Raw genomic sequence first — 20,437 nt, forward strand, 5'->3', positions numbered from 1 at the left:
GAGATTACTGTAAGCCCAAGCAGCGTAGCTTGAGCTTACAGGTCGCAGTTATAATCGATAATCAATGGAGCGTGGCTAGAGAAGCGCTGCTCACGATAAATGCCCGCATTAAGCACGTTGCGGCGTAAGTTAGGAGTGGTGATTTGATAATCTAATCGAGCACCTTCGTTTAGCTTAAATGCGCGGTTGTAGTCTGGCCACCAAGTAAACTGACGTTCGTTTTGGTTAACTTGGCGAAAGGCGTCACAAAAATCCATTTGGAAAAACATTTCATCCAACACGTCACGCTCTGCCGGCAAAAAACCAGAATTCTTTTGATTAACATACCAGCCAGATAAATCTTCAGGCTTGTGGGCTGTATTTATAGTGCCACAAAAAATAAAATCTCTACGTTTGCGCAAAGTTTTACGTAGATGGTTGCTAAATTGCTCCATGAAGTCATCTTTAATATCTTGCTTATCCTCGTCCCCTAAACCAGAAGGCACTGATATGGAAGCAATACTAACCTTTTCGAAGTCCGCTTGAATAAAGCGTCCCTCAAAGTCACAACCAGGAAAACCTAGGCCTGTCATAATGGCTTTTGGCTGGTGGCGACTATAAATAGCGGTGCCACTATAGCCATCTTCAAAGGCGTCAAAAAAATAGGCATGCCAGCCATTTGGATGAAACATCAGATCATCAAGCTGGTACTCTTTCTCGCGGATATCTTGCAGGCACACTACATCAGCGTCTTGGGTTACCATCCAATCAAAAAATCCACGTTCTGCTGCTTGGCGCAAGCCTTGAACATTTAAAGTAATAATACGCATGTTTTGGTTTGATTACTCGCGTAGACGGCGCAGTAAAGCGCTAGCTCTTTCGCATTAATAGAGTTAATTTTATTATTCACTTTAAATTGTACCACGATCTTCCCTTTTGACCCACAAGAGGTGGTCTTAAACCTATGGCGATTTACTTATATTTACTCTTATTAAGGCCCTCCCAGAGATAGGGCTCTAGTGTATAATATGGTCAGTTAAAAACAGCCGTACAAAACTTAGAGAAGATTATGAAAGACTACCAAAGAGAATTTATAGAGTTTGCAATAGAGCGTGATGTATTACGTTTTGGTGAGTTCACTTTGAAATCTGGTCGTCTAAGTCCTTATTATTTTAACTTTGGCTTGTTTAACACAGGCTCTGCTCTTGCTAGGTTGGGGCACTACTTCGCTCAAGCGCTTGTAGACTCTGGCATTGAATGTGATGTGATTTTAGGGCCTGCATACAAAGGTATACCGCTTGCTACAACAATGGCGGTGGCATTAAGTGAGAAACACGCAATTGACATGCCCTATGCGTTTAACCGTAAAGAAGCTAAAACCCATGGCGAAGGTGGTTCTATAGTAGGCGCACCGCTTAAAGGTCGCGTAGCTATTGTTGATGATGTGATTACTGCTGGCACAGCAATTAGAGAAGTAATGGCTATCATTCAAGCCCATGACGCGACACCTGTAGCAACCTTTATCGCCATTGACCGCATGGAAAAAGGCCAAGGTCATTTGTCAGCTATACAGGAAGTAGAACGCGACTACTCCATGAAGGTAGTGAGTATTATTAGCTTCACTGACGTGTTGGAGTATTTACAAGAAAGTGGCAACAAGCAACAACAAGTTGCTGCAATGTTGCAGTATCGACAAGACTTTGGCGTATAGTCTTTAATGTTTAGCGCATAAGACTTTGGCTAATAAGCGCCCACTGGTCAGACCAAGTTGCTGTGGGCTTATGGCGAAAGTTAGTGCGACTGTATTGTCTGATCCTACCTTCTGCTATGGCAAGTAATAAATTAGCGCTGCTAGTGGGCGTGTCTTGAGTGCGCAAGCCTTCGCGCATTTCTGCTTCTCTTAAGATCTGCTTAAGCTGCGTTTCTAGCTTTTCAAACAGCTGATTCACCCGATTACCTAAGCGTTCATTCTCTCCTACAAGAGCCTCACCAGTTAAAATACGGCTGATGCCTGCGTTACGCTCTACAAAGGTAAGCAGCAGGGTAAGAATTTGCTGACATTGGGTTAGTGCGCTTAGTTCTTGTTGCTGAATCTTTTTTGCCCGGCTAAATATAGTCTCTTCTACAAATTCAATGAGTGCGTCGTACATTTGCGCTTTACTTGCAAAGTGCCTGTATAAAGCAGCCTCAGAAACTCCTACACGTTTTGCCAGGGCCGCTGTAGTGATGCGAATATTGGGGTCTTCCAACATTTCCATTAGGGCCTGTAAGATTTGTTGTTTACGAGATACTTTAGCTTCTGTCATAGTGTGGTTATGGCTTCGTTATAGAGTTTTAGTATTGTGGTCGGTGTCAGTAATGAGAGTGCCCACACCTTGATCAGTAAAGATTTCTAATAGGGTAGCATGATTTACCCTGCCATCAATAATATGAGCACGCTTTACTCCGCCTTTCACAGCATCTAGCGCACATGCAATTTTAGGCAACATGCCACCATATATAGTGCCATCAGCAATCAAATCATCTACTTGAGCGGTAGATAATCCCGTTAATAAATTACCTTTTTTATCGAGCAAACCTGCAGTGTTTGTTAGCAGCATAAGCTTTTCGGCTTTAAGTACCTCTGCCACTTTACCAGCGACTAAGTCAGCATTGATATTATACGAATTACCTTTACTATCCACGCCGATGGGTGCAATCACTGGAATAAAATCACTATTACGTAGCATGTCCAGTACGTCAGTATTAATAGCGCTTACTTCGCCCACATGGCCAATATCAATAATCTCAGGGGCCAGCATCTCAGGGCTTTGGTGCGTCACTTTTAACTGTTTGGCCTGAATAAGCTTGCCATCTTTGCCTGTTAAACCAATGGCTTTGCCGCCGTTTTGGTTGATTAGATTAACGATGTCCTTATTAACAGAGCCACCAAGTACCATTTCCACTACGTTCATTGTGGCGGTGTCTGTGACACGCATGCCATTTACAAAGTGAGAATCAATATTAAGCTTATCCAACAGTTCGCCAATTTGGGGGCCACCGCCATGCACTACAACTGGGTTCATACCTACTAATTTCATCATCACAATGTCGCGCGCGAAACTGTTTTTAAGGTCTTCGTCTATCATGGCGTTGCCGCCAAATTTAACCACGATAGTTTTGCCAGTGAAGCGCTGGATATAAGGTAAGGCTTCACTTAATACTTGTGCTACATTGATAGCAGCTTTGCGATCTAGTGTCATAGTGATTGGTAGTCCGGTACGGTAAGTTTGGCATCAACGGCATATAAATGACGTTGAAATTCATCTTGAATACGTTGTAATACAGCTTGGCTTTGGCCCTCAAAGCGTAACACTAAAACGGGGGTGGTGTTAGAGGCTCTTACTAAACCCCAGCCATCTGGATAGTCTACCCGAATGCCATCGATGGTAGACACTTTGCCAGTGGGGAACTGCGCTTTTTGCAATTGCCTTACCAGCTCAAACTTTTCATCTTCTGTCACATTGATGTTGATTTCTGGAGTGCTTACATCTTCTGGAAAGCGCTTAAATAGTTCACTTGCAGATTCAGTGCTGTTAGCCAAGATTTCACACAAGCGCACTGCGCTATATATACCATCGTCAAAGCCGTACCACCTTTCTTTAAAGAAAATATGCCCACTCATTTCACCAGCAAGTAAGGCGCCAGTTGAAATCATTTTGCTCTTAATAAGCGAATGTCCAGTTTTCCACATAGTAGGCACGCCGCCTATATTTTTAATAAATGGTTCTAGTAGGCGAGTACATTTTACATCGTAAATAATTTCTGCGTTAGGGTTGCGGCTTATCACATCTTGCGCAAACAGCATTAGAAGCTTGTCTGGGTAAATCATTTTTCCAGTGTCAGTCACCACGCCAACACGGTCGCCATCACCATCAAAGGCTAGGCCTATATCTGCCTTGTGCTTAGCAACGGCGGCCTTTAAATCCACCAAATTTTCAGGCTTGCCTGGATCTGGATGATGATTGGGGAAGTTGCCGTCCACTTCGCAATATAACTCAATTACTTCACAACCTAGTTGTTTAAATAGCTTAGGTGCTATATCGCCTGCAATACCGTTACCTGCATCTAACACCACCTTTAAAGGCCTACTTAAAGAGATGTCTTGGCTGATTTTATCTTGATAGGCTTGATCGATAAAGTGGTCTTCAATACTACCGGTGCCGCGCTGGTAATCTTGATGTTGGATAAGATCGTGCAACGCGGTAATGCTTTCGTTAGCTAAGGTTTCTCCACCAATCACAATTTTACAGCCATTATAATTAGAAGGGTTATGACTACCTGTAAGCATAATGCCAGATTCAGTGCCTAAGGTTTTAACACCAAAATATAACACTGGGGTAGGCACCGCGCCTAAGTTAAACACTTTACAGCCAGTATCAGATAAGCCTTTCATAAGTGCACGGCCAAGTCTTGGGCTAGATAATCTTCCATCTGCCCCAACGGCAATGCTATTTTCTCCGTTACGAATCACTTGTGTGCCTACGGCTAAACCAATGTGGTAAAGCATGGACTCACTGAGCTGCTCGTCGACGATGCCACGAATATCGTAGGCCCTAAAAATACTGCTTGTTAGAGGCTGTGGTGGTGCAAAGCGTAAGCGATCCATGCTGATAATGTCCTATTAGGTTTAGCGGGTATGTAATTAGTAATTAAAAAAATGTTATTGACGACCAGAGTGTCCAAAGCCGCCTTCGCCGCGAAGGCTAGCGTCAAAATCATCCACAATAGTCAGCTGTGCTTGCACCACTGGCACAAGCACCATTTGGGCGATGCGCTCTGAAGGCTCAATAATAAAAGGCGTATCTCCGCGGTTCCAGCAAGACACCATCAGTTGACCTTGGTAATCAGAATCAATTAGGCCCACTAGATTTCCAAGCACAACGCCATGCTTATGACCAAGACCTGAGCGGGGTAATAACATGGCACAAAGATTGGGATCTTCTACGTGTATCGCCATGCCCGTAGGGATTAACTCGGTTTGGCCTGGATTTAGTGTAATAGCATGATCAATACAGGCGCGAAGATCCATTCCTGCAGAACCTTCAGTGGCATAAGTAGGTAAAGGAATTTCTTGGCCTACTCGTGGATCTAGTATTTTTACTGCTAATTTTGGGCGTTGAGTCATTTGATTGATGCCTTATTTGGAAAGTTTGGAAATAGCCAAGATGAGTTGGCGCGCCAGATTATGCTTAGACAATAGGGGTAAGCTTTCCACCCCATTGGCAGTGACTAAAGAGACTTGATTATCATCGCTATTAAAGCCAATACGGGTATCAGATACGTCATTGGCAATAATCATCTGCACATTTTTGCGTTTTAGTTTGGTTTGCGCATGGGTGATTATATCTTGTGTTTCTGCAGCAAAACCAACAGTGATGGCGCGGGGGTAATGCGCAGACATAGTGGCTAATATGTCTGCGTTTTGCACCAACTCTAAGGTAAGGCCATCATCTGCATTTTGCTTTTTAAGCTTTTGTTCGGACACCTTGGCTGGACGATAATCAGCCACTGCAGCTGTGGCAATAAAGACATCGGCATCATCTCCAACATTTAGGCAGGCTAAAAGCATGTCTTGAGCACTATTTACGCCAATAAATGTAACGTCTTCAGGGGGAGTAAGGTGTGTAGGGCCACTGATAAGAATGACTGTGGCACCTTGGTCTTTTGCCGCTTGGGCTAAGGCATATCCCATCTTGCCGGAGCTATGGTTACTGATGAAGCGCACAGGATCTAACGCCTCTCTAGTAGGCCCAGCAGTGATCACTACTGTTTTACCTGCTAATAGCCCTTGGTCAAACTGTGCATTAAGTACACTTACTAATTGGCTAGGCTCAAGCATACGGCCAGAGCCAGTATCGCCACACGCTTGTTCTCCGCTAGCTGGGCCATGTACTTGTATATTCCTGCCTAGTAGCGTTTGTAGATTGTCTTGTGTAGCTTGATCTTTCCACATGGCTTGGTTCATTGCAGGGGCAATGAGCACTGGAGCATTGGTGGCTAAGCATAGCGTAGTAAGCAAGTCATCAGCTTGGCCTTGGGCTAAGCGGGCCATAACATTGGCGCTAGCAGGGGCGATGAGCACTAGGTCTGCCCAACGGGCAAGTTGTATATGGCCCATGCCAGCCTCAGCTTTAGGGTTAAGTAAGTGTTGGTGTACAGGGTTGCCTGACAAAGCTTGGAGAGTGAGTGGGGTAATAAATGCCGTGGCGCCAGAGGTCATGACAACCTGAACCTTAGCGCCAGCTTTTATTAGCAAACGCACTAGCTCTGCGCTTTTATATGCAGCTATGCCACCACTAATGGCAAGGATGATATGTTTGTTGTTGAGGCGGCTCATAGGGTGACATAACCAATAAATTGGATAGTTAATTAGATGCCTACTTTAGCATAAATGAAGCCAAAATCTCATTAGCTTAGTGGCATTCCTTGCAAATGAAATCATGCACAGCAATAAGTATATCTTTGCGACTTACTTGGCCAATTAACTTTCCATCTTCAACTACGGGTAAGCGGCGGCGTCCACGTTGGATAAACTCCTCTGCCACAGCAATAATGTCAGTGCTGCCGCTTACTGTGTCTACGTTTTTGGTCATAAACTCACCCACCGTGCCTCCCACTTCTTCTTTGTGGTATGTTTTGCTTAAAATGCCTCTCAAACAATCCACCTCAGACATTACTCCTACCACATGGCCTGCTTTATCCACTACAGGGGCACCTGAAACAGGATGCTCAGAAAACACTTTAATAGCTTCAAGTAAAGGGGTGTCCGCACTAAAGGTGATCAGCTGGCGGGTCATATAATCGGTAACTTTTACTGAAACAAGCATATCTCTCTCTCAAAAAGGGTGTTGGTTGGCTTCTACAATAACCTTTTCATAAATACTGTCAATAAAATTGGACATAAAATAAATAAAAGAGTCAATAAAAATATATCCGTAGACCATTGAAATGGCGAAGGTTTCGTGGCTTTATGGGCAGATAGAAATGTAATGAAATAATAGAGATGCATCGATGCCAGAGTTGCCAGAAGTAGAAACGACCCGCGCAGGTATTATGCCGCATATCCAAGGCCAAACCTTGCAGCAAGTTATCGTCAGAGACACTCGTTTACGCTGGCCTGTGCCTGCTGATTTGGCAGCTAAAGTGGAAGGTGAAGTGCTGCGCCAAGTGGTAAGGCGGGGTAAGTATCTACTATTTGAATTTGATCATGGCGCCATTATTGGTCATCTAGGTATGACGGGCAGTATGCGTATAGTGGGCCATAGCGAACCGCCTGCATTTCATGATCATGTGGATTTGGTGTTCCCTAATGTGACCTTAAGGTATAGAGACCCTAGGCGCTTTGGCTGTATGTTATGGCAACAAAACCCAGTAATGGAGCACTCACTATTAGCTAGCTTGGGGCCAGAGCCGCTAACCAATGAGTTTAATGCGCAGCACTTGTTAAATGCTTGTACGGGCAAAAAGCAAGCGATTAAAAGCCTAATAATGGACTCTAAGCAGGTGGTGGGCGTGGGTAATATTTATGCCAATGAAGCATTGTTTATGGCGGGTATTCACCCACACAGACAAGCAGGGCGTATTTCAGCTGCACGATTAGCTAAGCTTGTAGAATGTTGCAAACAGGTATTATCAGCTGCTATTAAACAAGGAGGCACTACGTTGCGAGATTTTGTAGATAGCGAAGGCAAGCCAGGTTATTTCAAACAGCAGTTGCAAGTGTATGGTAGAACAGGACAAGGGTGTGTGAACTGCGATCATCCGTTAACAGAAAGCCGATTAGGGCAGCGCAGTACAGTATATTGTAAGCGCTGCCAGCGGTAAAAACCTTGCCGTAAGCAAGGCTTACCTTAATTAGGCTGCGGTGAGCTGGATGTACTTATCCATCAGCTGATCTTGAGTTTCAACATTGTCAGGATCAAGTGGAATACAATCTACTGGACAAACTTCCACGCACTGTGGCTCATCATAATGACCCACACACTCAGTGCATTTGTTCATGTCAATTTCATAGATCTCTTCCCCTGGTGAGATGGCCTCATTGGGGCATTCCGGTTCACATACATCGCAGTTGATGCAGTCGTCGGTAATAATTAAAGACATGTTACTTTTCCTATTTATAAGCCAGTTAATCTTATTAGATGTGCTGGCAATGCTTAATTTTTTGACTTGCTCAAGTGCATCCTGAGCTCTTCGGCCACCAAAGGGTGAACAAATTGTGACACGTCGCCACCCAAAGAAGCGATTTCTCGCACTAGGGTTGATGAGATGAAAGAATGTTTTTCCGCAGGGGTTAAAAACATACTTTCTACATCTGGTGCTAACACGCGATTCATTTTAGCTAACTGAAACTCGTATTCGAAATCCGACACGGCTCGTAAGCCCCGTAGAATAATATTCGCACCCTGTTGAGTAAGCAGTTCCGTTAGCAGCCCAGAAAAACCAACTACACTCACATTGCCTAATGGCGCAGTAATAGCACGTGTTAACTCAACACGTTTTGCTAAATCTAGCATAGGGCGTTTTGATGGACTTTCGGCCACCGCAACCACTACGTGTTCAAATAATTTAGATGCTCTTTCAATAAGGTCAACGTGTCCATGTGTTACTGGATCAAACGTGCCTGGATAGATTGCTTTGTTCATGCCAATAGCACCTTTTTTATACCCGCTGCTTGAAGCTGTTAGCTTTAAAACAGCGGAATACTAAATGAATTATATAGCCGATACAACTAAAATTAAATAGTTATAAGAAACTGTTTTGATATAACCTTATCGCATAAGCTGTTTATTTCTATTTTCCCACCATTTTGTAGCCAGCTCTATGGCATCTAATTGCTCTTTCGCCTTGCCTAAAAGCACCAAGCAACTAGCTAAAGTGCTTATAACAGCTGCTTCTCCATACTTATCGTGCTGCTTGCCTTGCCACAGCAAGCGCAGTCGATCTGGATCTAATTTTTGCTCTAGAGTATCTCGCTTAATAAGATGCCTTTGCCAAATTTGGGTGTGACACGTTTGTTCGTCCACCCACTGCAGCTCACACTCGCTATCTGGACGCACTTCAGCCTCGCCGCCATCCCCACGAATGGTTAAGCTACGCGGGTGCTTTAATAGCATGGCCGTTTGTTGATGCAACGGGCCATAAGCAGGATGAAAAACCCCATCTATCGTATGTTTTGCAGCCAATGGGTTAAGTAGCCTAGTGAGCGTGTGTACAGGAGAACGCAAACCAAAAATAGAGCGCAAGCCAATTAGGTGTTCCAGCGCAGGGCTCATGTGCCTGAGGCTCATAAAGCTAAAATTATCACTATTAAGCTGCGACTCCACTTGTGAAAAGCTCTCAGCCACAGGTAAACCTAATTGATGTAATACATCTTCACTATAAATACGCCCAGCAGTATGTCCTTTGGCACCATGCATAAATACTTTAACACCTTGGCCTGCTAGGGTAAGTGCAGAAAGTAAAAACCAAGGTAAATGACGTTTTTTTCCAGCATAACTAGACCAATCAATATCTACTTTAATATTACCCACCTGAGCAGGGCTGTATTGATGGAAATGGCGCACAGCTTCTACAAAACCTGCTAGTTCTGAGGGAGTTTCTTCCTTTAGCCGAAGCAACATTAAAAATGCTCCCAATTGTTCTGGCTCAACTTGCTGCTGCAAAATCATACTCATGGCATCAAACGCTTCCTTTTGACTAAGGGAGCGGCTGCCACGCTTGCCCTTTCCAAGAGCGCGTACGAAGGGTGCGAATGCGTGTTCAACTGCCATGAATATTGGCCACAGCTGCACTAAGCTGGTTAAGATGCTGTATTTCTTGGCAGGCAGGCTGTTGACCAGTAGGCCAAGCCATTTGGTTTGGGTTCATCCAAATAGTGCGCATGCCTACAGACTGGGCTCCAGCAATATCGTGACCTGCATGATCACCAATATGGATAAAGTTTTCTGCACTGTGGCCGGTGTGTTCTAGTGCTTTAGTAAAAAACGCTGGGTTTGGTTTACTAAGGCCAAGCTGGGCAGAATTGAAGTAAAAATCAAATAAATCATCGATGCCCACCTGTGCCAAATCGGCGTTGCCATTGGTCAGAGCACCTATTTGATACGTTTTCTTTAAAGCCTTTAATGTAACTCTAGCGTCATCAAATAACACCACGTCATTGCGAGATTTAAAATACGCAGCATAAGCCTGCTGTGCTAATGCTAAAGAGTTGGTATAGCCACAACGAGAGAGACCTAGCTCGATAAGTGTAAGGCGAATTTGACTCAAATCATGCAGCATCTCAGGGTGATCTGCCATCACTTCATCTCTTAGTCCATTAATCCCCGCCTCATCATATGTACGGCCAAACTCAGGCGCATGTTGCTCCATCCACTCCAGCATTTTTTGATTAGCCTTTTCTATAACAGGCCCTATTGCCCATAATGTGTCGTCTAAATCAAAAGTAATCACTTTAATCATGGCTAGGTTTCTCTTTAACTAGGGCTTTAGTTTGGATGCTTTGGGCACGAGGATGAGCTTGATCATACACCTTGGCTAAGTGTTGATAGTCTAAATGAGTATAGACTTGGGTGGTGCTAATATTACTGTGACCAAGCAGCTCTTGCACGGCCCTTAAGTCTCCACTGGATTGTAATAAATGGCTAGCAAAAGAATGGCGCAGCATGTGCGGATGTATGTGCTGACCATGGGCTGCGGACATAGACGCCATACGCATTTGAATGCCTCTTGCGCCCATGCGCATGCCCCTATGGTTAATAAACAATGCATTAGCATCTAAGCATTTTAAATGAGAGCGCTGCTGCAACCACGCATTAATGGCGCTAATAGCATGGCGACCTATAGGTAGTTGACGTGTTTTATTGCCTTTACCTGTGACGATCAGGCTAGCGTCTGCAAGGTCAATATCAAAAATATTAAGGCTAGCAAGCTCGGCTAAACGTAAACCACACGAGTAAGTAAGCTCCACCATAGCTTGGTCGCGCATGGCCATAGGGTCATCTGCTGCAATGGGAGTGCTAAGCACTTGAATAATTTGATCTGGCTCTAGGCTCTTTGGTAATTTGCGCGCTGACTTAGGTGCGCGAATGCCTTCTACTGGGTTAATAGTGACCACGCCTTGCTGCAATAAATAGGTGAAAAAGCTACGCCAGCTAGATAAAATACGCTGAATGCTTTTGGCCGCTAAGTCAGCTTTTTTGGCAGCCACCATGGCGCCGCGTATGGTATCGGCTTGGGCATCGCCCCACTTGGTATATCCATGCTCTTCAAGAGTGTTGATTAGCCTGTCTATATCTCTTTTATAGGCGCTGATCGTATGAGGTGAATAGCGCTTATTATGGGACAAATAGTCTAGGTACTTTTGCACTATTTGGTTAAGAGGCGCGTAGTGATGTGTCATGTTACAACCGTATACGGCCCAAACAGGCAGCGGTTACTGAGGCTACATGATTTAAAAATAACGTATCTAATTGATCGTTATAATGATCTTTATTATCACTGGCAATAATCACCACACCTATGGCTTTATCAGATAAGTATAAGGGCACAATAGCACTAGATTTTAGCTTTTTATGGTCAGGGAAAAGTGCAGCCATAGTGACACTTTCAAAGGCCTGACAGTAGGCCCAATTCTTAGAGGCAAGTGCTTGAATTTGAGAATAATGCTCATTGTCATCAGCACTGTTCACGCTGCTCAGATCAATGTGGTCATCCATCTTTTTAAGAGGTGAAAATAACGCTAAATGCACAGCACTTGCATTAAATTCTTGTGTAAAACTTTGCTTCAAGGCTTCAGTTAAGCTGTTAAGGTCTGCTGCTGCTGCAAGCGATATTACTAAACGTTTAGTTTTTTCAAACTGCACATCATTGCGTCTAGCAGTGGATAAGATGTCAGACATTCTTGCTGCATTGTCGGTAATTTTTTTACGCATTACTAACGTTTGGCGTTCAATCAGTGAGGTGGCTTGACCACATTCATGGGCCAATTCAATGTGAGCTAAAAGGTCTGGATGTTGTGAAATAAAGGTGGGGTGTTCGCGTAAATAGCCAGCAACACTATGCTCATCTAGCTTTACACTGTCAGTTGCTTGGGTATTAGTGTCGATTTTGCTCATAATTTAATTTGACCTTCATACACATGGGCCGTGGGCCCATTCATAGTTAGCGTGTGGCCTGGGCCTTGCCAATGAATCGCAAGGTTTCCACCGGTAAGGTGTGTAGTCACCGCAGAATCTAGGTGGCCTTGCTGCTGGCCCACGACCACTGCAGCGCAGGCGCCAGTGCCACAAGCCTTCGTTTCGCCTACGCCACGTTCAAAAACACGCAGTTTGATAGTATTGCGATCCACTATTTGCATAAACCCTATGTTGGCTTTATTAGGAAAGCGTGGGTGTTGCTCTAGCTTAGCACCTAACTCAAGTACAGGTGCGCTGTCCACGTCATCTACCATGAGCACAGCATGGGGGTTACCCATAGAGACTACTCCAACAGTATAGCTTTGCCCTTGGTGCTCTAGAGTATAACTTGTGGCTTGGGCTGGTGCATCAAATGGCACCATCTCAGGGTCAAGGATAGGTTCGCCCATATCCACCTCTACCCAATTGTCTTGAAGCATTTTTAATACGATGCGTCCATTGCTGGTTTGCACAGCAATTTCACGTTTTCCAGTGAGGCGTTGGTCGTGCACAAATCTAGCAAAGCAGCGTGCACCATTGCCGCAGTGTTCCACTTCGTTGCCGTCAGCATTAAAAATACGATAGCGAAAATCTACATCTGGCGACTGCGGCGTTTCTATGAGTAACAGCTGGTCAAAACCCACGCCAGTGTTTCGATCACCCAATTGGCTGATTTGCTCAGTGCTAAGGTGCGCGCGCTGGCTTATAAGGTCAACCACCATAAAGTCGTTACCCAAGCCGTGCATTTTGGCAAAGCGTAATAGCATTTTTGCCTTTTCCTTTAGTTTTCTGGTAGTAGGCGTTCTCTTGCCCACTGTTGTGATAATTCTTCACGTTCACCAATAAGATGAGCTTGATCGCCATCCACCATCACCTCAGCAGCACGGTTTCGACTATTGTAGTTTGATGTCATAGCAAAACCGTAAGCACCGCTACTGCATACAGCCAGCAGGTCGTTAGCCTCTATAGCGAGGTTGCGGTCTTTACCTAAAAAGTCACCGGTTTCACATATAGGGCCAACAATATCAAAATTATTCTTTGCTGCTTTGGAGCCTAAATTAATGGGGATAATGTCCTGCCAAGCACTGTAAAGCGCAGGACGAATGAGGTCATTCATGGCTGCATCAACGATAGCAAAATATTTATCTTGGTTGTTTTTGATGTATTCCACACGGGTGATTAAAACCCCAGCGTCGGCGCAAATAGAGCGGCCAGGCTCAAATACCAAGGCTAATGGACGATCACCAAGATGGGCTCTCACGCGGGCCATAAAATCGCCAATGGCAGGGGGCTCTTCATCGCCATAACACACGCCTAAACCGCCACCCAAATCTAAGTGTTCAATGGCAATGCCTTGTGCAGCGATGGTGTCAATTAATACAAACAAACGATCCATCGCATCAAGGTAAGGCTCTATAGAGGTTAACTGCGAGCCAATGTGGCAATCTACGCCAATCACTTTGATATTGCTCATAGCCGCAGCTTGAGCGTAGGCAGCAGGGGCTTGGTCAATGCCAATGCCAAACTTGTTTTCTTTTAACCCGGTAGATATGTATGGGTGAGTTTTGGCATCTACATCTGGATTAATACGCAGCGATACAGGGGCTATGCAGTTCATACTGGCAGCCACGCTTTGCAACCGCTCTAGTTCGGCTTCAGATTCTACGTTGAAGCAATGAACGCCTACTTCTAAAGCTCGCTGCATTTCGTGGGTTTGTTTGCCAACACCAGAAAACACAATGCGCTTAGGGTCTGCGCCAGCTACCAGCACACGTTCAAGCTCGCCTACAGAGACAATATCAAAGCCTGCGCCAAGTTTGGCTAATACGTTTAATACTGCGATGTTAGAGTTGGCTTTTACAGCATAACAAACCATATGCTCACAGCCTTCTAGGGCTTGGCTATAGGCCACATAATTACGCTCTAAAGTGTCTCTAGAGTATACGTAAGTAGGGGTGCCAAATTGCTTGGCAATTTGGTTTAGGTCGATGTCTTCGGCGTGAAGTGTCTCGCCGCGGTACTCAAAGTTATCCATTGTTGGCTCATTCATTACTAGTTTGTGCATCAGTTTGCGCAGGATCAGGAATATACAAGCTACCGGCTTGGCCACAACTGGCAAGTGCGAAGCTTAGCGTAAGCATACAGAGTATTTTTTTCACGTAATAACGCTCTTAGTTAACATAGCTGTAATATACTAAAGATTATACCCTTGATTCAGGTTTGGGCACTAGCTAAGACAGGTGCAATGCTATATTTTGAAGGCATAATTACTGCACAGCCTAAATATTAGACCCGTTGAAAATCAATTTAAGACCAATGTAAGAGAAAAATATGAGCGAAGCCCAATTCCACGAGACAGTTGATCATTTGTTTTTGCAGGTGGAAGAAATATTAGATGAAGCACAAAGCGACATAGATTTTGTGAACAGCAGTGGCTTATTAACCATTACTTGTGAAAATAGAAGTCAGGTCATATTGAGCCGCCAACCTCCCTTGCAGCAAGTTTGGTTGGCATGTATGGCCGGTGGTTTGCACTTTGAACTAGTGCAAAACACGTGGGTTTTAACGACAGACCAAAAGCAAACGTTTGGCCAGTGTTTAACCTTAGCGCTAGAGCAGCAAGCCGATGAAAGCCTAGACTGCAGTGAGCTAGATCAGCTACAAAGCTAGCGCCCAGACACCAAAGCATAGGCCCTGTCTGCTGCAGCTAATACTTGCTTTGGCGCAGTGCCACCTATGTGATCTCTAGCACTTACTGAACCCTCTAAAGTGAGCACATCAAAGACTTCGTCTGTGATTAAGTCACTAAAGCCTTGTAACTCAGACAAGCTCATTTCACTTAAATCTTTGCCTGTGGAGATGCCATAGGCGACAGATTTACCCACTACTTCGTGTGCATCACGAAAAGCCAAACCCTTACCCACCAAATAATCTGCTAAGTCTGTGGCTGTAGCAAAACCCTTAAGGGCCGCCGCGCGCATTTGCTCGCGCTTTGGCACAAGTGCAGGCACCATATCTGCATAAGCTCTTAGGCAGCCCTTGACTGTATCAATGGTGTCAAACAAAGGCTCTTTGTCTTCTTGGTTGTCTTTATTATAAGTAAGGGGCTGGCCCTTCATCAAAGTAAGTAGGCAAATAAGATGACCATTTACGCGGCCTGTTTTGCCACGCACAAGCTCTGGTACGTCTGGATTTTTCTTTTGCGGCATGATGGATGAGCCTGTACAAAAGCGATCGGGTAGATCAATAAAATCAAACTGGATAGACGTCCACAAAATCAGCTCTTCTGAAGCGCGAGATAAGTGCATTAAAATAAGGCTGGCTGCAGCGCAAAACTCAATGGCAAAGTCGCGATCACTTACAGAATCCAAAGAGTTTTCTGTAGGGCGATCAAAACCTAGTAATTCACTTGTCATGTGGCGATCTATTGGATAGCTAGTGCCTGCCAAAGCCGCCGCGCCCAAAGGTGAAATATTAACGCGCTTGCGAAGGTCTTGCAGGCGTTCGTAATCACGCTGTAGCATTTCATTCCAAGCCAAAATATGATGCCCAAAAGTAACTGGCTGAGCGGTTTGAAGGTGAGTAAAGCCAGGCATGATAGTGGCGTTTTCAGCTTTTGCTTGAGCAATAAAGCCCATCTGCAAACGGCTAATTTCTTCTGCAATAATGTCTATTTCATCACGCAGATAAAGCCTGATATCTGTGGCTACTTGGTCGTTTCTAGAGCGCCCTGTGTGTAGCTTTTTACCCGCCATACCTATTTTTGCAGTAAGTGCTGCTTCAATGTTCATATGAACATCTTCCAGCGCCACAGACCAAGTAAAGTCGCCGCGTTCTATCTCAATACGAATCTCTTCTAAACCGCGTAAAATGTCATCTCGTTCATCAGCACTTAACACCCCAACATGGCATAACATTTTGGCATGAGCCACAGAGCCTTGGATATCTTGGCGATACATACGCTGGTCAAAATCTACAGAGGCAGTAAAGCGTGCCACAAAGGCATCGGTAGGCTCACTAAAACGGCCTCCCCATTGTTGGTTGGTTGCAGACTCTGTACTTTGGCTCATGGATTTACCTATAAACGATGCTTTGAATAATTTAGGGTAGCTATTGTAGCGAGGGGCTAGGTCTATAACAAGGATTTAGGCGGTTTGGTTCACTTGGCTTCATATTGGCCTTGGTTAATGCCAACCGACTATAGCTTTTCACCTTTTACTAAAAATGAAACCCTGATTGATTCTTCTTTTAGGTGCAAGTATTTTGTTCTTTGTTGATCCACCATAAAGGCATTGAAATCTGCTTCAGTATTGAAGCTCACAAGATGAATTTCGTAGGGTACTTCCATTGGGCCAATTTGAATAATTGAACTGGGTTCTGGACGAATTCGCAGTGCCAGCTCACCATTATAGTTAGCAATAATGGGAATGGCATGAGACTCAAACTCGTTGAATATATCCTCCTTACCTTCGTTGATATAAATTAGTTGAGTGATGTATATCATAGGCATCCTTGTTTAGGTGGCGAAAAACTAGGGTATTATAATATCAAATTAACTAGTAATAGTGATGTATTATGATATTTTATCTATCTTTATGCAAAGGTCGTGATTACTTAATGCTTTTTACAGCTCTCTATAAACATAGCCTTTATTTTAAAAAACGTTAAAAAATAACTAAATTTCTTAGTGCCCTCCTAAAATACATAAAACAGACTATGCTATATATGTATACGTAACCCTCCACTTTATAGAGCAACAAAAAGCAGGTAAGTAGCATGAGCCCCATAAAACATACGTTTAGGCTATCCCTTATATTATGGTGTGCCTTGGCTTTTTTTATATCGCCTATAGCGGGTGCGCAATGTCCTGTTTTACCTGCGCAGATGATGGAGACAGCAAAGCACTGGGATGATCAGCCTGTGGTGGGGCGCACTTACAAAGTGCAAAGCTGGTATGTACAAGATGGTGACAGCTTAAGTTTGGCAGGTGGGCATCGTTTGCGCTTGGGGCAAATTAACACCACAGAAATGGCTACTAAAAAACAGCCCATCCAAGCCTTCGCGCAGCAGGGCAAAGATCAGCTAAAGCAGCTCTTAAGCAAACACCAAGCTATTTATGTGCAGCTATTACCAGAGGAAAAAGACCACTATGGTAGGTGGCTGGTGAGCCTTTATGATGGTGCTGGAAATAGTGCAGAAGGCGCATTGGTAGATCAAGGTTTAGCGTATGTGATTAGCATGAATGAGCAAGGTGCAAAGCAATGCTTGTGGCAGCAAGAAGCTATGGCACAAAAGCTTGGCCTTGGGTTATGGCAAGCACCTAGCTCAATAGCAGCTGTGCGAAATGTCGCCACGCTAAGCGCTGCAACAGGTGGGTTTATGCGTGTTGGTGGCTTGGTTGCAGATGTTAGTGAAAGCCAGCAAGATTGGTATATTTCTTTGGCAGGCTTAGAAGACTTAGGCGGCTTTAAAAGCCAAGTGGCCTTAAAGGTATCCAAAAAGCTGTTGGCAGCTTCGACGCTCAATATTATTACTGAGGCACAATTAGAAAAGTGGATAGGCCAAGAAGTGACAGCCAGAGGTTGGCTCACATGGCGTAGATTGAGTAAAAAACAGCGCAAAAAAGGCTTTAAGTCAGGGGTAATGACACTCTATCATTTAGATATGTTGGAGAGAATCCCTGGAACTAACGCTAGTTAAAAAACCTGTTCTGGTCTGGTTTCTTGCTCGTCTATAGTATCGCTTGCGTCACCTGTTTTAGGTAACGCAATGGTTTGGGGCGTGCGTTCAGCTCGGAAAATCTCCTCTATTGCCGAATCATCTCCAGGCCTTGCCAGCTCTCCTGTGGCAGCATCTATTTTAACGGTTACCATTTTGTCAGGCTGTGGCCTTTGTGTTTGTGGCACATCTTTTAAGGCGATCTCCATAAAATCTATCCAAATAGGCAAAGCCGCGGTGCTACCAAATTCATTTTGCCCTAAGGTTTCAGGTTGATCAAAGCCTACCCAAGCTGTGCCAACCATTGAGTCTACGTAGCCTGAAAACCAAGCGTCCTTTTGGTCGTTGGTGGTGCCTGTTTTGCCAGCTAAATCATTACGTTGTAGTTTTTGAGCTCTGCGAGCCGTGCCCTTTTTCACTACGTCTTGCAAAATAGTATGCATAAGATAGTTTACCCGCTCATCCATAATACGCTTGGCGATGGGTAGGTTAGTAATAGGGCGAGCAAGCTTTTCAACCTCAACACCCGTTTGATTTAACTCTAGTTCTTGGTCTAAGGCTTCGTTAAGGGCTATGATAGCGCCAGAGGTAATATCAACAACCTCTTGGTCAGGTTGCTCTAAATTTACTTCATCAGTGGGCCTTACATAGTCACAGTTTGCGCATACAGTGTCAGGCTGTGCTTGGTATAACACCCTGCCAAAGCTATCTTCTACACGTTCTATAAAATAGGGATTTACCTTATAGCCTTTGTTGGCAAAGCTTGCGTAGGCTGCGGCTACGTCGATAGGTGGCACACTGGCACTGCCTAATGCTAGGGATAAGTTGCGGGGTAGCTGTTCTGGTTTAAAGCCAAAGCGGGTAGCGTAATCAATGGCTGATCGAATGCCTATTTCTCGCAAAATCCGTATTGATACAAGGTTGCGCGATTGATATAGAGCTTTGCGCAAGCGAGTAGGGCCAAAAAATTTGCCACTATAGTTTTCTGGGCGCCATGAGTCTTCAAGACTGGCATCATTAAATACCACGGGAGCATCATTGATTAATGTCGCTGCAGTAAAATCTTTCTCTAAAGCTGCAGAGTAAATTATAGGCTTAAAGTTGGAACCGGGTTGGCGCAAAGCTTGGGTGGCTCGGTTAAATTTGCTATGTAGGTATTCAAAACCACCCACTAAAGCGATCATAGCGCCATCTTTTGGGTCTAAGGCTATGAAGGCGCCTTGGGCGTCTGGCACTTGGGACAAATACCACACATTGGCATCATTATAGGCTTGGCGCACCCTGACTTGGTCTCCAATTTTTAGAATGTCGCTAATGCTTTTAGCAGCGCCACCTAAGGCGTTTATTGTAATGCGCTTTCTAACCCAGTTCATGTCACTAAAATTAACGGTAACCATTTGGCCGTAACGAAGCAATAACTCGGCAGAGTCTTGATTAACTTGGCGCACAATAGCAGGCTGCAATGGGCCAAGTACAAAGGTGCGATTGAGTAATTTTTCAGCGGCTTCTAACGTTAAATCTGGGCCGTGGTTTTTTTCTACACCACGAAAGCCGTGACGCCTGTCATAGGCTAATAAACCTTTTTGTACTGCCAGTTGTGCGGCGTCTTGTAGCCTACTGTCTATGGTGGTGTACACCCGATAACCGCCGGTATACACGTCTTCAATAGGGAAAGAATCAAATAGTTCGCTACGAACCATTTCGGCCACATAAGATGCAGACGTTTCTGGCTCTAAGCTATGAAAGCGCGCAATAATAGGGGTAGCGACAGCTATTTGATGCTGGGTTTCATCTATATAGCCTAGCTTTAACATGCGGCCCAAAATCCAATCTCTGCGCTCTTTGGAGCGTGTAGGATTAGAGATAGGGTTGTAGCGTGATGGCGCTTTATATAAGCCTGCAAGCATAGCCAACTGAGGCAGTTCTAAGGTGCTAATAGGCCTACCATAATACACCTGTGATGCAGCACCAATGCCATACGAGCGATGGCCCATAAACATTTTGTTGAAATACATCTCTAATATTTGCTCTTTACCGAGTTCTTGTTCGATTTGAAACGAGAGTAATATTTCATTAAATTTACGGATAAAAGTTTGGTCAAGAGTAAGCAAATAATTTCGTGCTACCTGCATGGTAATAGTGCTACCACCACCTTGAATTGTGCCACCAGCTTGAGCCATTCGCACGGCTGCTCTTAGCAGAGCTTTAGGGTCCACGCCGTAATGGTCATAAAAATTTTCATCTTCAGCAGAGATTAGTGCGTTTATATAATGCTTGGGCACTTGGTCTATACGCAAAGGAATCCTGCGCTGTTCGCCAAACTCTGAAATAAGCTTGCCGTCACGGGTCATTACCCTAAGGGGAGTTTGTAAGTGGTAATTTTTTAGGCTTTCTACATCGGGCAGCTTGGGTATCAAATACAGCCAGGTTACCGCCGTCAAGGTGAGCGTGGTAATGGTTCCTAGTATAAAAGTCCATTTAATCAGGCGGCGTATTAATGACATGCTATGCTTTAACTCTAA

23 protein-coding genes are annotated in these 20,437 nt (G+C 44.5%); 4 read left to right on the plus strand and 19 right to left on the minus strand.

Translation table 11 applies throughout. The features are described from left to right. Window positions 1-35: 35 nt before the first annotated feature. A complete protein-coding gene (locus tag ABXT42_RS00325) occupies window positions 36-809 on the minus strand; it encodes an exodeoxyribonuclease III (RefSeq protein WP_443628391.1) in 774 nt (257 codons plus the stop codon). 239 nt (window positions 810-1,048) lie between these two features. Here ABXT42_RS00325 and pyrE point away from each other — a divergent pair, with 239 nt between their 5' ends. Next, window positions 1,049-1,690, plus strand: a complete 642-nt coding sequence (gene pyrE / locus ABXT42_RS00330; protein ID WP_443628392.1) for an orotate phosphoribosyltransferase — start codon at window positions 1,049-1,051, stop codon at window positions 1,688-1,690. Window positions 1,691-1,700: 10 nt separating this feature from the next. Here pyrE and slmA read toward each other — a convergent pair whose 3' ends face one another. The 6 genes from slmA to ABXT42_RS00360 form a co-directional block, all read right to left on the minus strand. Then, a complete protein-coding gene (slmA, locus tag ABXT42_RS00335) occupies window positions 1,701-2,285 on the minus strand; it encodes a nucleoid occlusion factor SlmA (protein WP_443628393.1) in 585 nt (194 codons plus the stop codon). An 18-nt stretch (window positions 2,286-2,303) separates the two neighbouring features. Beyond that, on the minus strand, window positions 2,304-3,221 hold the full coding sequence (argB, locus tag ABXT42_RS00340) for an acetylglutamate kinase (protein ID WP_443628394.1): 918 nt from the start codon (window positions 3,219-3,221) through the stop codon (window positions 2,304-2,306). Then, window positions 3,218-4,627 (minus strand): phosphomannomutase/phosphoglucomutase, encoded by a 1,410-nt coding sequence (locus tag ABXT42_RS00345; RefSeq protein WP_443628395.1) that lies wholly within the window; start codon window positions 4,625-4,627, stop codon window positions 3,218-3,220. The genes argB and ABXT42_RS00345 overlap by 4 nt, the downstream gene beginning before the upstream one ends. 54 nt (window positions 4,628-4,681) lie before the next feature. Beyond that, a complete protein-coding gene (gene dut / locus ABXT42_RS00350) occupies window positions 4,682-5,146 on the minus strand; it encodes a dUTP diphosphatase (protein WP_443628396.1) in 465 nt (154 codons plus the stop codon). A 12-nt stretch (window positions 5,147-5,158) separates the two neighbouring features. Then, window positions 5,159-6,358 carry a bifunctional phosphopantothenoylcysteine decarboxylase/phosphopantothenate--cysteine ligase CoaBC gene (coaBC, locus tag ABXT42_RS00355; protein ID WP_443628397.1) on the minus strand — a complete coding sequence of 400 codons (1,200 nt, stop codon included), beginning with the start codon at window positions 6,356-6,358 and terminating at the stop codon, window positions 5,159-5,161. Window positions 6,359-6,434: 76 nt separating this feature from the next. Further along, the gene (locus tag ABXT42_RS00360; protein ID WP_443628398.1) at window positions 6,435-6,848 is read right to left on the minus strand and encodes a CBS domain-containing protein; all 414 of its coding nucleotides are present in this window, start codon (window positions 6,846-6,848) and stop codon (window positions 6,435-6,437) included. A 184-nt stretch (window positions 6,849-7,032) separates the two neighbouring features. On the opposite strand from ABXT42_RS00360, the gene mutM reads away from it, so the two are divergent. Further along, complete coding sequence (gene mutM / locus ABXT42_RS00365) at window positions 7,033-7,845, plus strand: bifunctional DNA-formamidopyrimidine glycosylase/DNA-(apurinic or apyrimidinic site) lyase (protein WP_443628399.1); 813 nt, start codon at window positions 7,033-7,035, stop codon at window positions 7,843-7,845. Between the two features lie 30 nt (window positions 7,846-7,875). Here the strand turns inward: mutM and ABXT42_RS00370 are convergent, their stop codons facing one another. The 9 genes from ABXT42_RS00370 to lptM all read right to left on the minus strand — a co-directional run bounded on the left by ABXT42_RS00370 (window position 7,876) and on the right by lptM (window position 14,356). Then, the gene (locus ABXT42_RS00370) at window positions 7,876-8,124 is read right to left on the minus strand and encodes a YfhL family 4Fe-4S dicluster ferredoxin (protein WP_046484856.1); all 249 of its coding nucleotides are present in this window, start codon (window positions 8,122-8,124) and stop codon (window positions 7,876-7,878) included. 53 nt (window positions 8,125-8,177) lie between these two features. Further along, complete coding sequence (gene coaD, locus ABXT42_RS00375; RefSeq protein ID WP_443628400.1) at window positions 8,178-8,666, minus strand: pantetheine-phosphate adenylyltransferase; 489 nt, start codon at window positions 8,664-8,666, stop codon at window positions 8,178-8,180. A gap of 126 nt (window positions 8,667-8,792) precedes the next feature. Next, window positions 8,793-9,794, minus strand: coding sequence for a glycosyl transferase family protein (locus tag ABXT42_RS00380; protein WP_443628401.1), 1,002 nt, complete (start codon window positions 9,792-9,794; stop codon window positions 8,793-8,795). Further along, the gene (locus tag ABXT42_RS00385; RefSeq protein ID WP_443628402.1) at window positions 9,784-10,482 is read right to left on the minus strand and encodes an HAD family hydrolase; all 699 of its coding nucleotides are present in this window, start codon (window positions 10,480-10,482) and stop codon (window positions 9,784-9,786) included. Before ABXT42_RS00385 ends, ABXT42_RS00380 begins: the two co-directional genes overlap by 11 nt. Beyond that, window positions 10,475-11,422 (minus strand): tyrosine recombinase XerC, encoded by a 948-nt coding sequence (xerC, locus tag ABXT42_RS00390; protein WP_443628403.1) that lies wholly within the window; start codon window positions 11,420-11,422, stop codon window positions 10,475-10,477. Before xerC ends, ABXT42_RS00385 begins: the two co-directional genes overlap by 8 nt. Window position 11,423: 1 nt before the next feature. Then, entirely contained in the window at window positions 11,424-12,137 is a 714-nt protein-coding gene (locus ABXT42_RS00395; RefSeq protein WP_443628404.1) for a DUF484 family protein, read from the minus strand. Next, a complete protein-coding gene (dapF, locus tag ABXT42_RS00400) occupies window positions 12,134-12,964 on the minus strand; it encodes a diaminopimelate epimerase (RefSeq protein ID WP_443628405.1) in 831 nt (276 codons plus the stop codon). The genes ABXT42_RS00395 and dapF overlap by 4 nt, the downstream gene beginning before the upstream one ends. Before the next feature lie 14 nt (window positions 12,965-12,978). Further along, on the minus strand, window positions 12,979-14,232 hold the full coding sequence (gene lysA, locus ABXT42_RS00405; protein WP_443628406.1) for a diaminopimelate decarboxylase: 1,254 nt from the start codon (window positions 14,230-14,232) through the stop codon (window positions 12,979-12,981). Window positions 14,233-14,239: 7 nt separating this feature from the next. Next, entirely contained in the window at window positions 14,240-14,356 is a 117-nt protein-coding gene (lptM, locus tag ABXT42_RS00410; protein ID WP_443628407.1) for an LPS translocon maturation chaperone LptM, read from the minus strand. A 172-nt stretch (window positions 14,357-14,528) separates the two neighbouring features. Between lptM and cyaY the strand changes: the two genes are divergently transcribed. Next, window positions 14,529-14,867: an iron donor protein CyaY gene (gene cyaY, locus ABXT42_RS00415; protein ID WP_443628408.1), complete on the plus strand. Its 339-nt coding sequence runs from the start codon at window positions 14,529-14,531 to the stop codon at window positions 14,865-14,867. Here cyaY and argH read toward each other — a convergent pair. Then, window positions 14,864-16,267, minus strand: a complete 1,404-nt coding sequence (gene argH, locus ABXT42_RS00420; protein ID WP_443628409.1) for an argininosuccinate lyase — start codon at window positions 16,265-16,267, stop codon at window positions 14,864-14,866. The genes cyaY and argH overlap by 4 nt on opposite strands. 128 nt (window positions 16,268-16,395) lie before the next feature. After that, window positions 16,396-16,701 (minus strand): hypothetical protein, encoded by a 306-nt coding sequence (locus ABXT42_RS00425; RefSeq protein ID WP_443628410.1) that lies wholly within the window; start codon window positions 16,699-16,701, stop codon window positions 16,396-16,398. Window positions 16,702-16,973: 272 nt separating this feature from the next. On the opposite strand from ABXT42_RS00425, the gene ABXT42_RS00430 reads away from it, so the two are divergent. After that, the gene (locus ABXT42_RS00430) at window positions 16,974-17,897 is read left to right on the plus strand and encodes a thermonuclease family protein (protein WP_443628411.1); all 924 of its coding nucleotides are present in this window, start codon (window positions 16,974-16,976) and stop codon (window positions 17,895-17,897) included. Here ABXT42_RS00430 and ABXT42_RS00435 read toward each other — a convergent pair. Then, a complete protein-coding gene (locus tag ABXT42_RS00435; protein ID WP_443628412.1) occupies window positions 17,894-20,419 on the minus strand; it encodes a penicillin-binding protein 1A in 2,526 nt (841 codons plus the stop codon). The genes ABXT42_RS00430 and ABXT42_RS00435 overlap by 4 nt on opposite strands. Window positions 20,420-20,437 lie beyond the last annotated feature (18 nt).

Source organism: Candidatus Njordibacter sp. Uisw_002 (assembly GCF_047730155.1).
Lineage (GTDB): Bacteria > Pseudomonadota > Gammaproteobacteria > Pseudomonadales > Balneatricaceae > Njordibacter.

Excerpts from the sequence above, each read along its gene's own strand:
- pyrE (WP_443628392.1), top strand. The coding sequence starts at position 1,049 with ATGAAAGACTACCAAAGAGAATTTATAGAGTTTGCAATAGAGCGTGAT.
- coaBC (WP_443628397.1), bottom strand. The coding sequence starts at position 6,358 with ATGAGCCGCCTCAACAACAAACATATCATCCTTGCCATTAGTGGTGGC.
- dut (WP_443628396.1), bottom strand. The coding sequence starts at position 5,146 with ATGACTCAACGCCCAAAATTAGCAGTAAAAATACTAGATCCACGAGTA.
- ABXT42_RS00360 (WP_443628398.1), bottom strand. The coding sequence starts at position 6,848 with ATGCTTGTTTCAGTAAAAGTTACCGATTATATGACCCGCCAGCTGATC.
- ABXT42_RS00425 (WP_443628410.1), bottom strand. The coding sequence starts at position 16,701 with ATGATATACATCACTCAACTAATTTATATCAACGAAGGTAAGGAGGAT.
- coaD (WP_443628400.1), bottom strand. The coding sequence starts at position 8,666 with ATGAACAAAGCAATCTATCCAGGCACGTTTGATCCAGTAACACATGGA.
- ABXT42_RS00435 (WP_443628412.1), bottom strand. The coding sequence starts at position 20,419 with ATGTCATTAATACGCCGCCTGATTAAATGGACTTTTATACTAGGAACC.
- argH (WP_443628409.1), bottom strand. The coding sequence starts at position 16,267 with ATGAGCCAAAGTACAGAGTCTGCAACCAACCAACAATGGGGAGGCCGT.
- ABXT42_RS00385 (WP_443628402.1), bottom strand. The coding sequence starts at position 10,482 with ATGATTAAAGTGATTACTTTTGATTTAGACGACACATTATGGGCAATA.
- argB (WP_443628394.1), bottom strand. The coding sequence starts at position 3,221 with ATGACACTAGATCGCAAAGCTGCTATCAATGTAGCACAAGTATTAAGT.
- ABXT42_RS00395 (WP_443628404.1), bottom strand. The coding sequence starts at position 12,137 with ATGAGCAAAATCGACACTAATACCCAAGCAACTGACAGTGTAAAGCTA.
- slmA (WP_443628393.1), bottom strand. The coding sequence starts at position 2,285 with ATGACAGAAGCTAAAGTATCTCGTAAACAACAAATCTTACAGGCCCTA.
- ABXT42_RS00345 (WP_443628395.1), bottom strand. The coding sequence starts at position 4,627 with ATGGATCGCTTACGCTTTGCACCACCACAGCCTCTAACAAGCAGTATT.
- mutM (WP_443628399.1), top strand. The coding sequence starts at position 7,033 with ATGCCAGAGTTGCCAGAAGTAGAAACGACCCGCGCAGGTATTATGCCG.
- xerC (WP_443628403.1), bottom strand. The coding sequence starts at position 11,422 with ATGACACATCACTACGCGCCTCTTAACCAAATAGTGCAAAAGTACCTA.
- ABXT42_RS00370 (WP_046484856.1), bottom strand. The coding sequence starts at position 8,124 with ATGTCTTTAATTATTACCGACGACTGCATCAACTGCGATGTATGTGAA.
- lysA (WP_443628406.1), bottom strand. The coding sequence starts at position 14,232 with ATGGATAACTTTGAGTACCGCGGCGAGACACTTCACGCCGAAGACATC.
- ABXT42_RS00430 (WP_443628411.1), top strand. The coding sequence starts at position 16,974 with ATGAGCCCCATAAAACATACGTTTAGGCTATCCCTTATATTATGGTGT.
- ABXT42_RS00380 (WP_443628401.1), bottom strand. The coding sequence starts at position 9,794 with ATGGCAGTTGAACACGCATTCGCACCCTTCGTACGCGCTCTTGGAAAG.
- cyaY (WP_443628408.1), top strand. The coding sequence starts at position 14,529 with ATGAGCGAAGCCCAATTCCACGAGACAGTTGATCATTTGTTTTTGCAG.
- dapF (WP_443628405.1), bottom strand. The coding sequence starts at position 12,964 with ATGCTATTACGCTTTGCCAAAATGCACGGCTTGGGTAACGACTTTATG.
- ABXT42_RS00325 (WP_443628391.1), bottom strand. The coding sequence starts at position 809 with ATGCGTATTATTACTTTAAATGTTCAAGGCTTGCGCCAAGCAGCAGAA.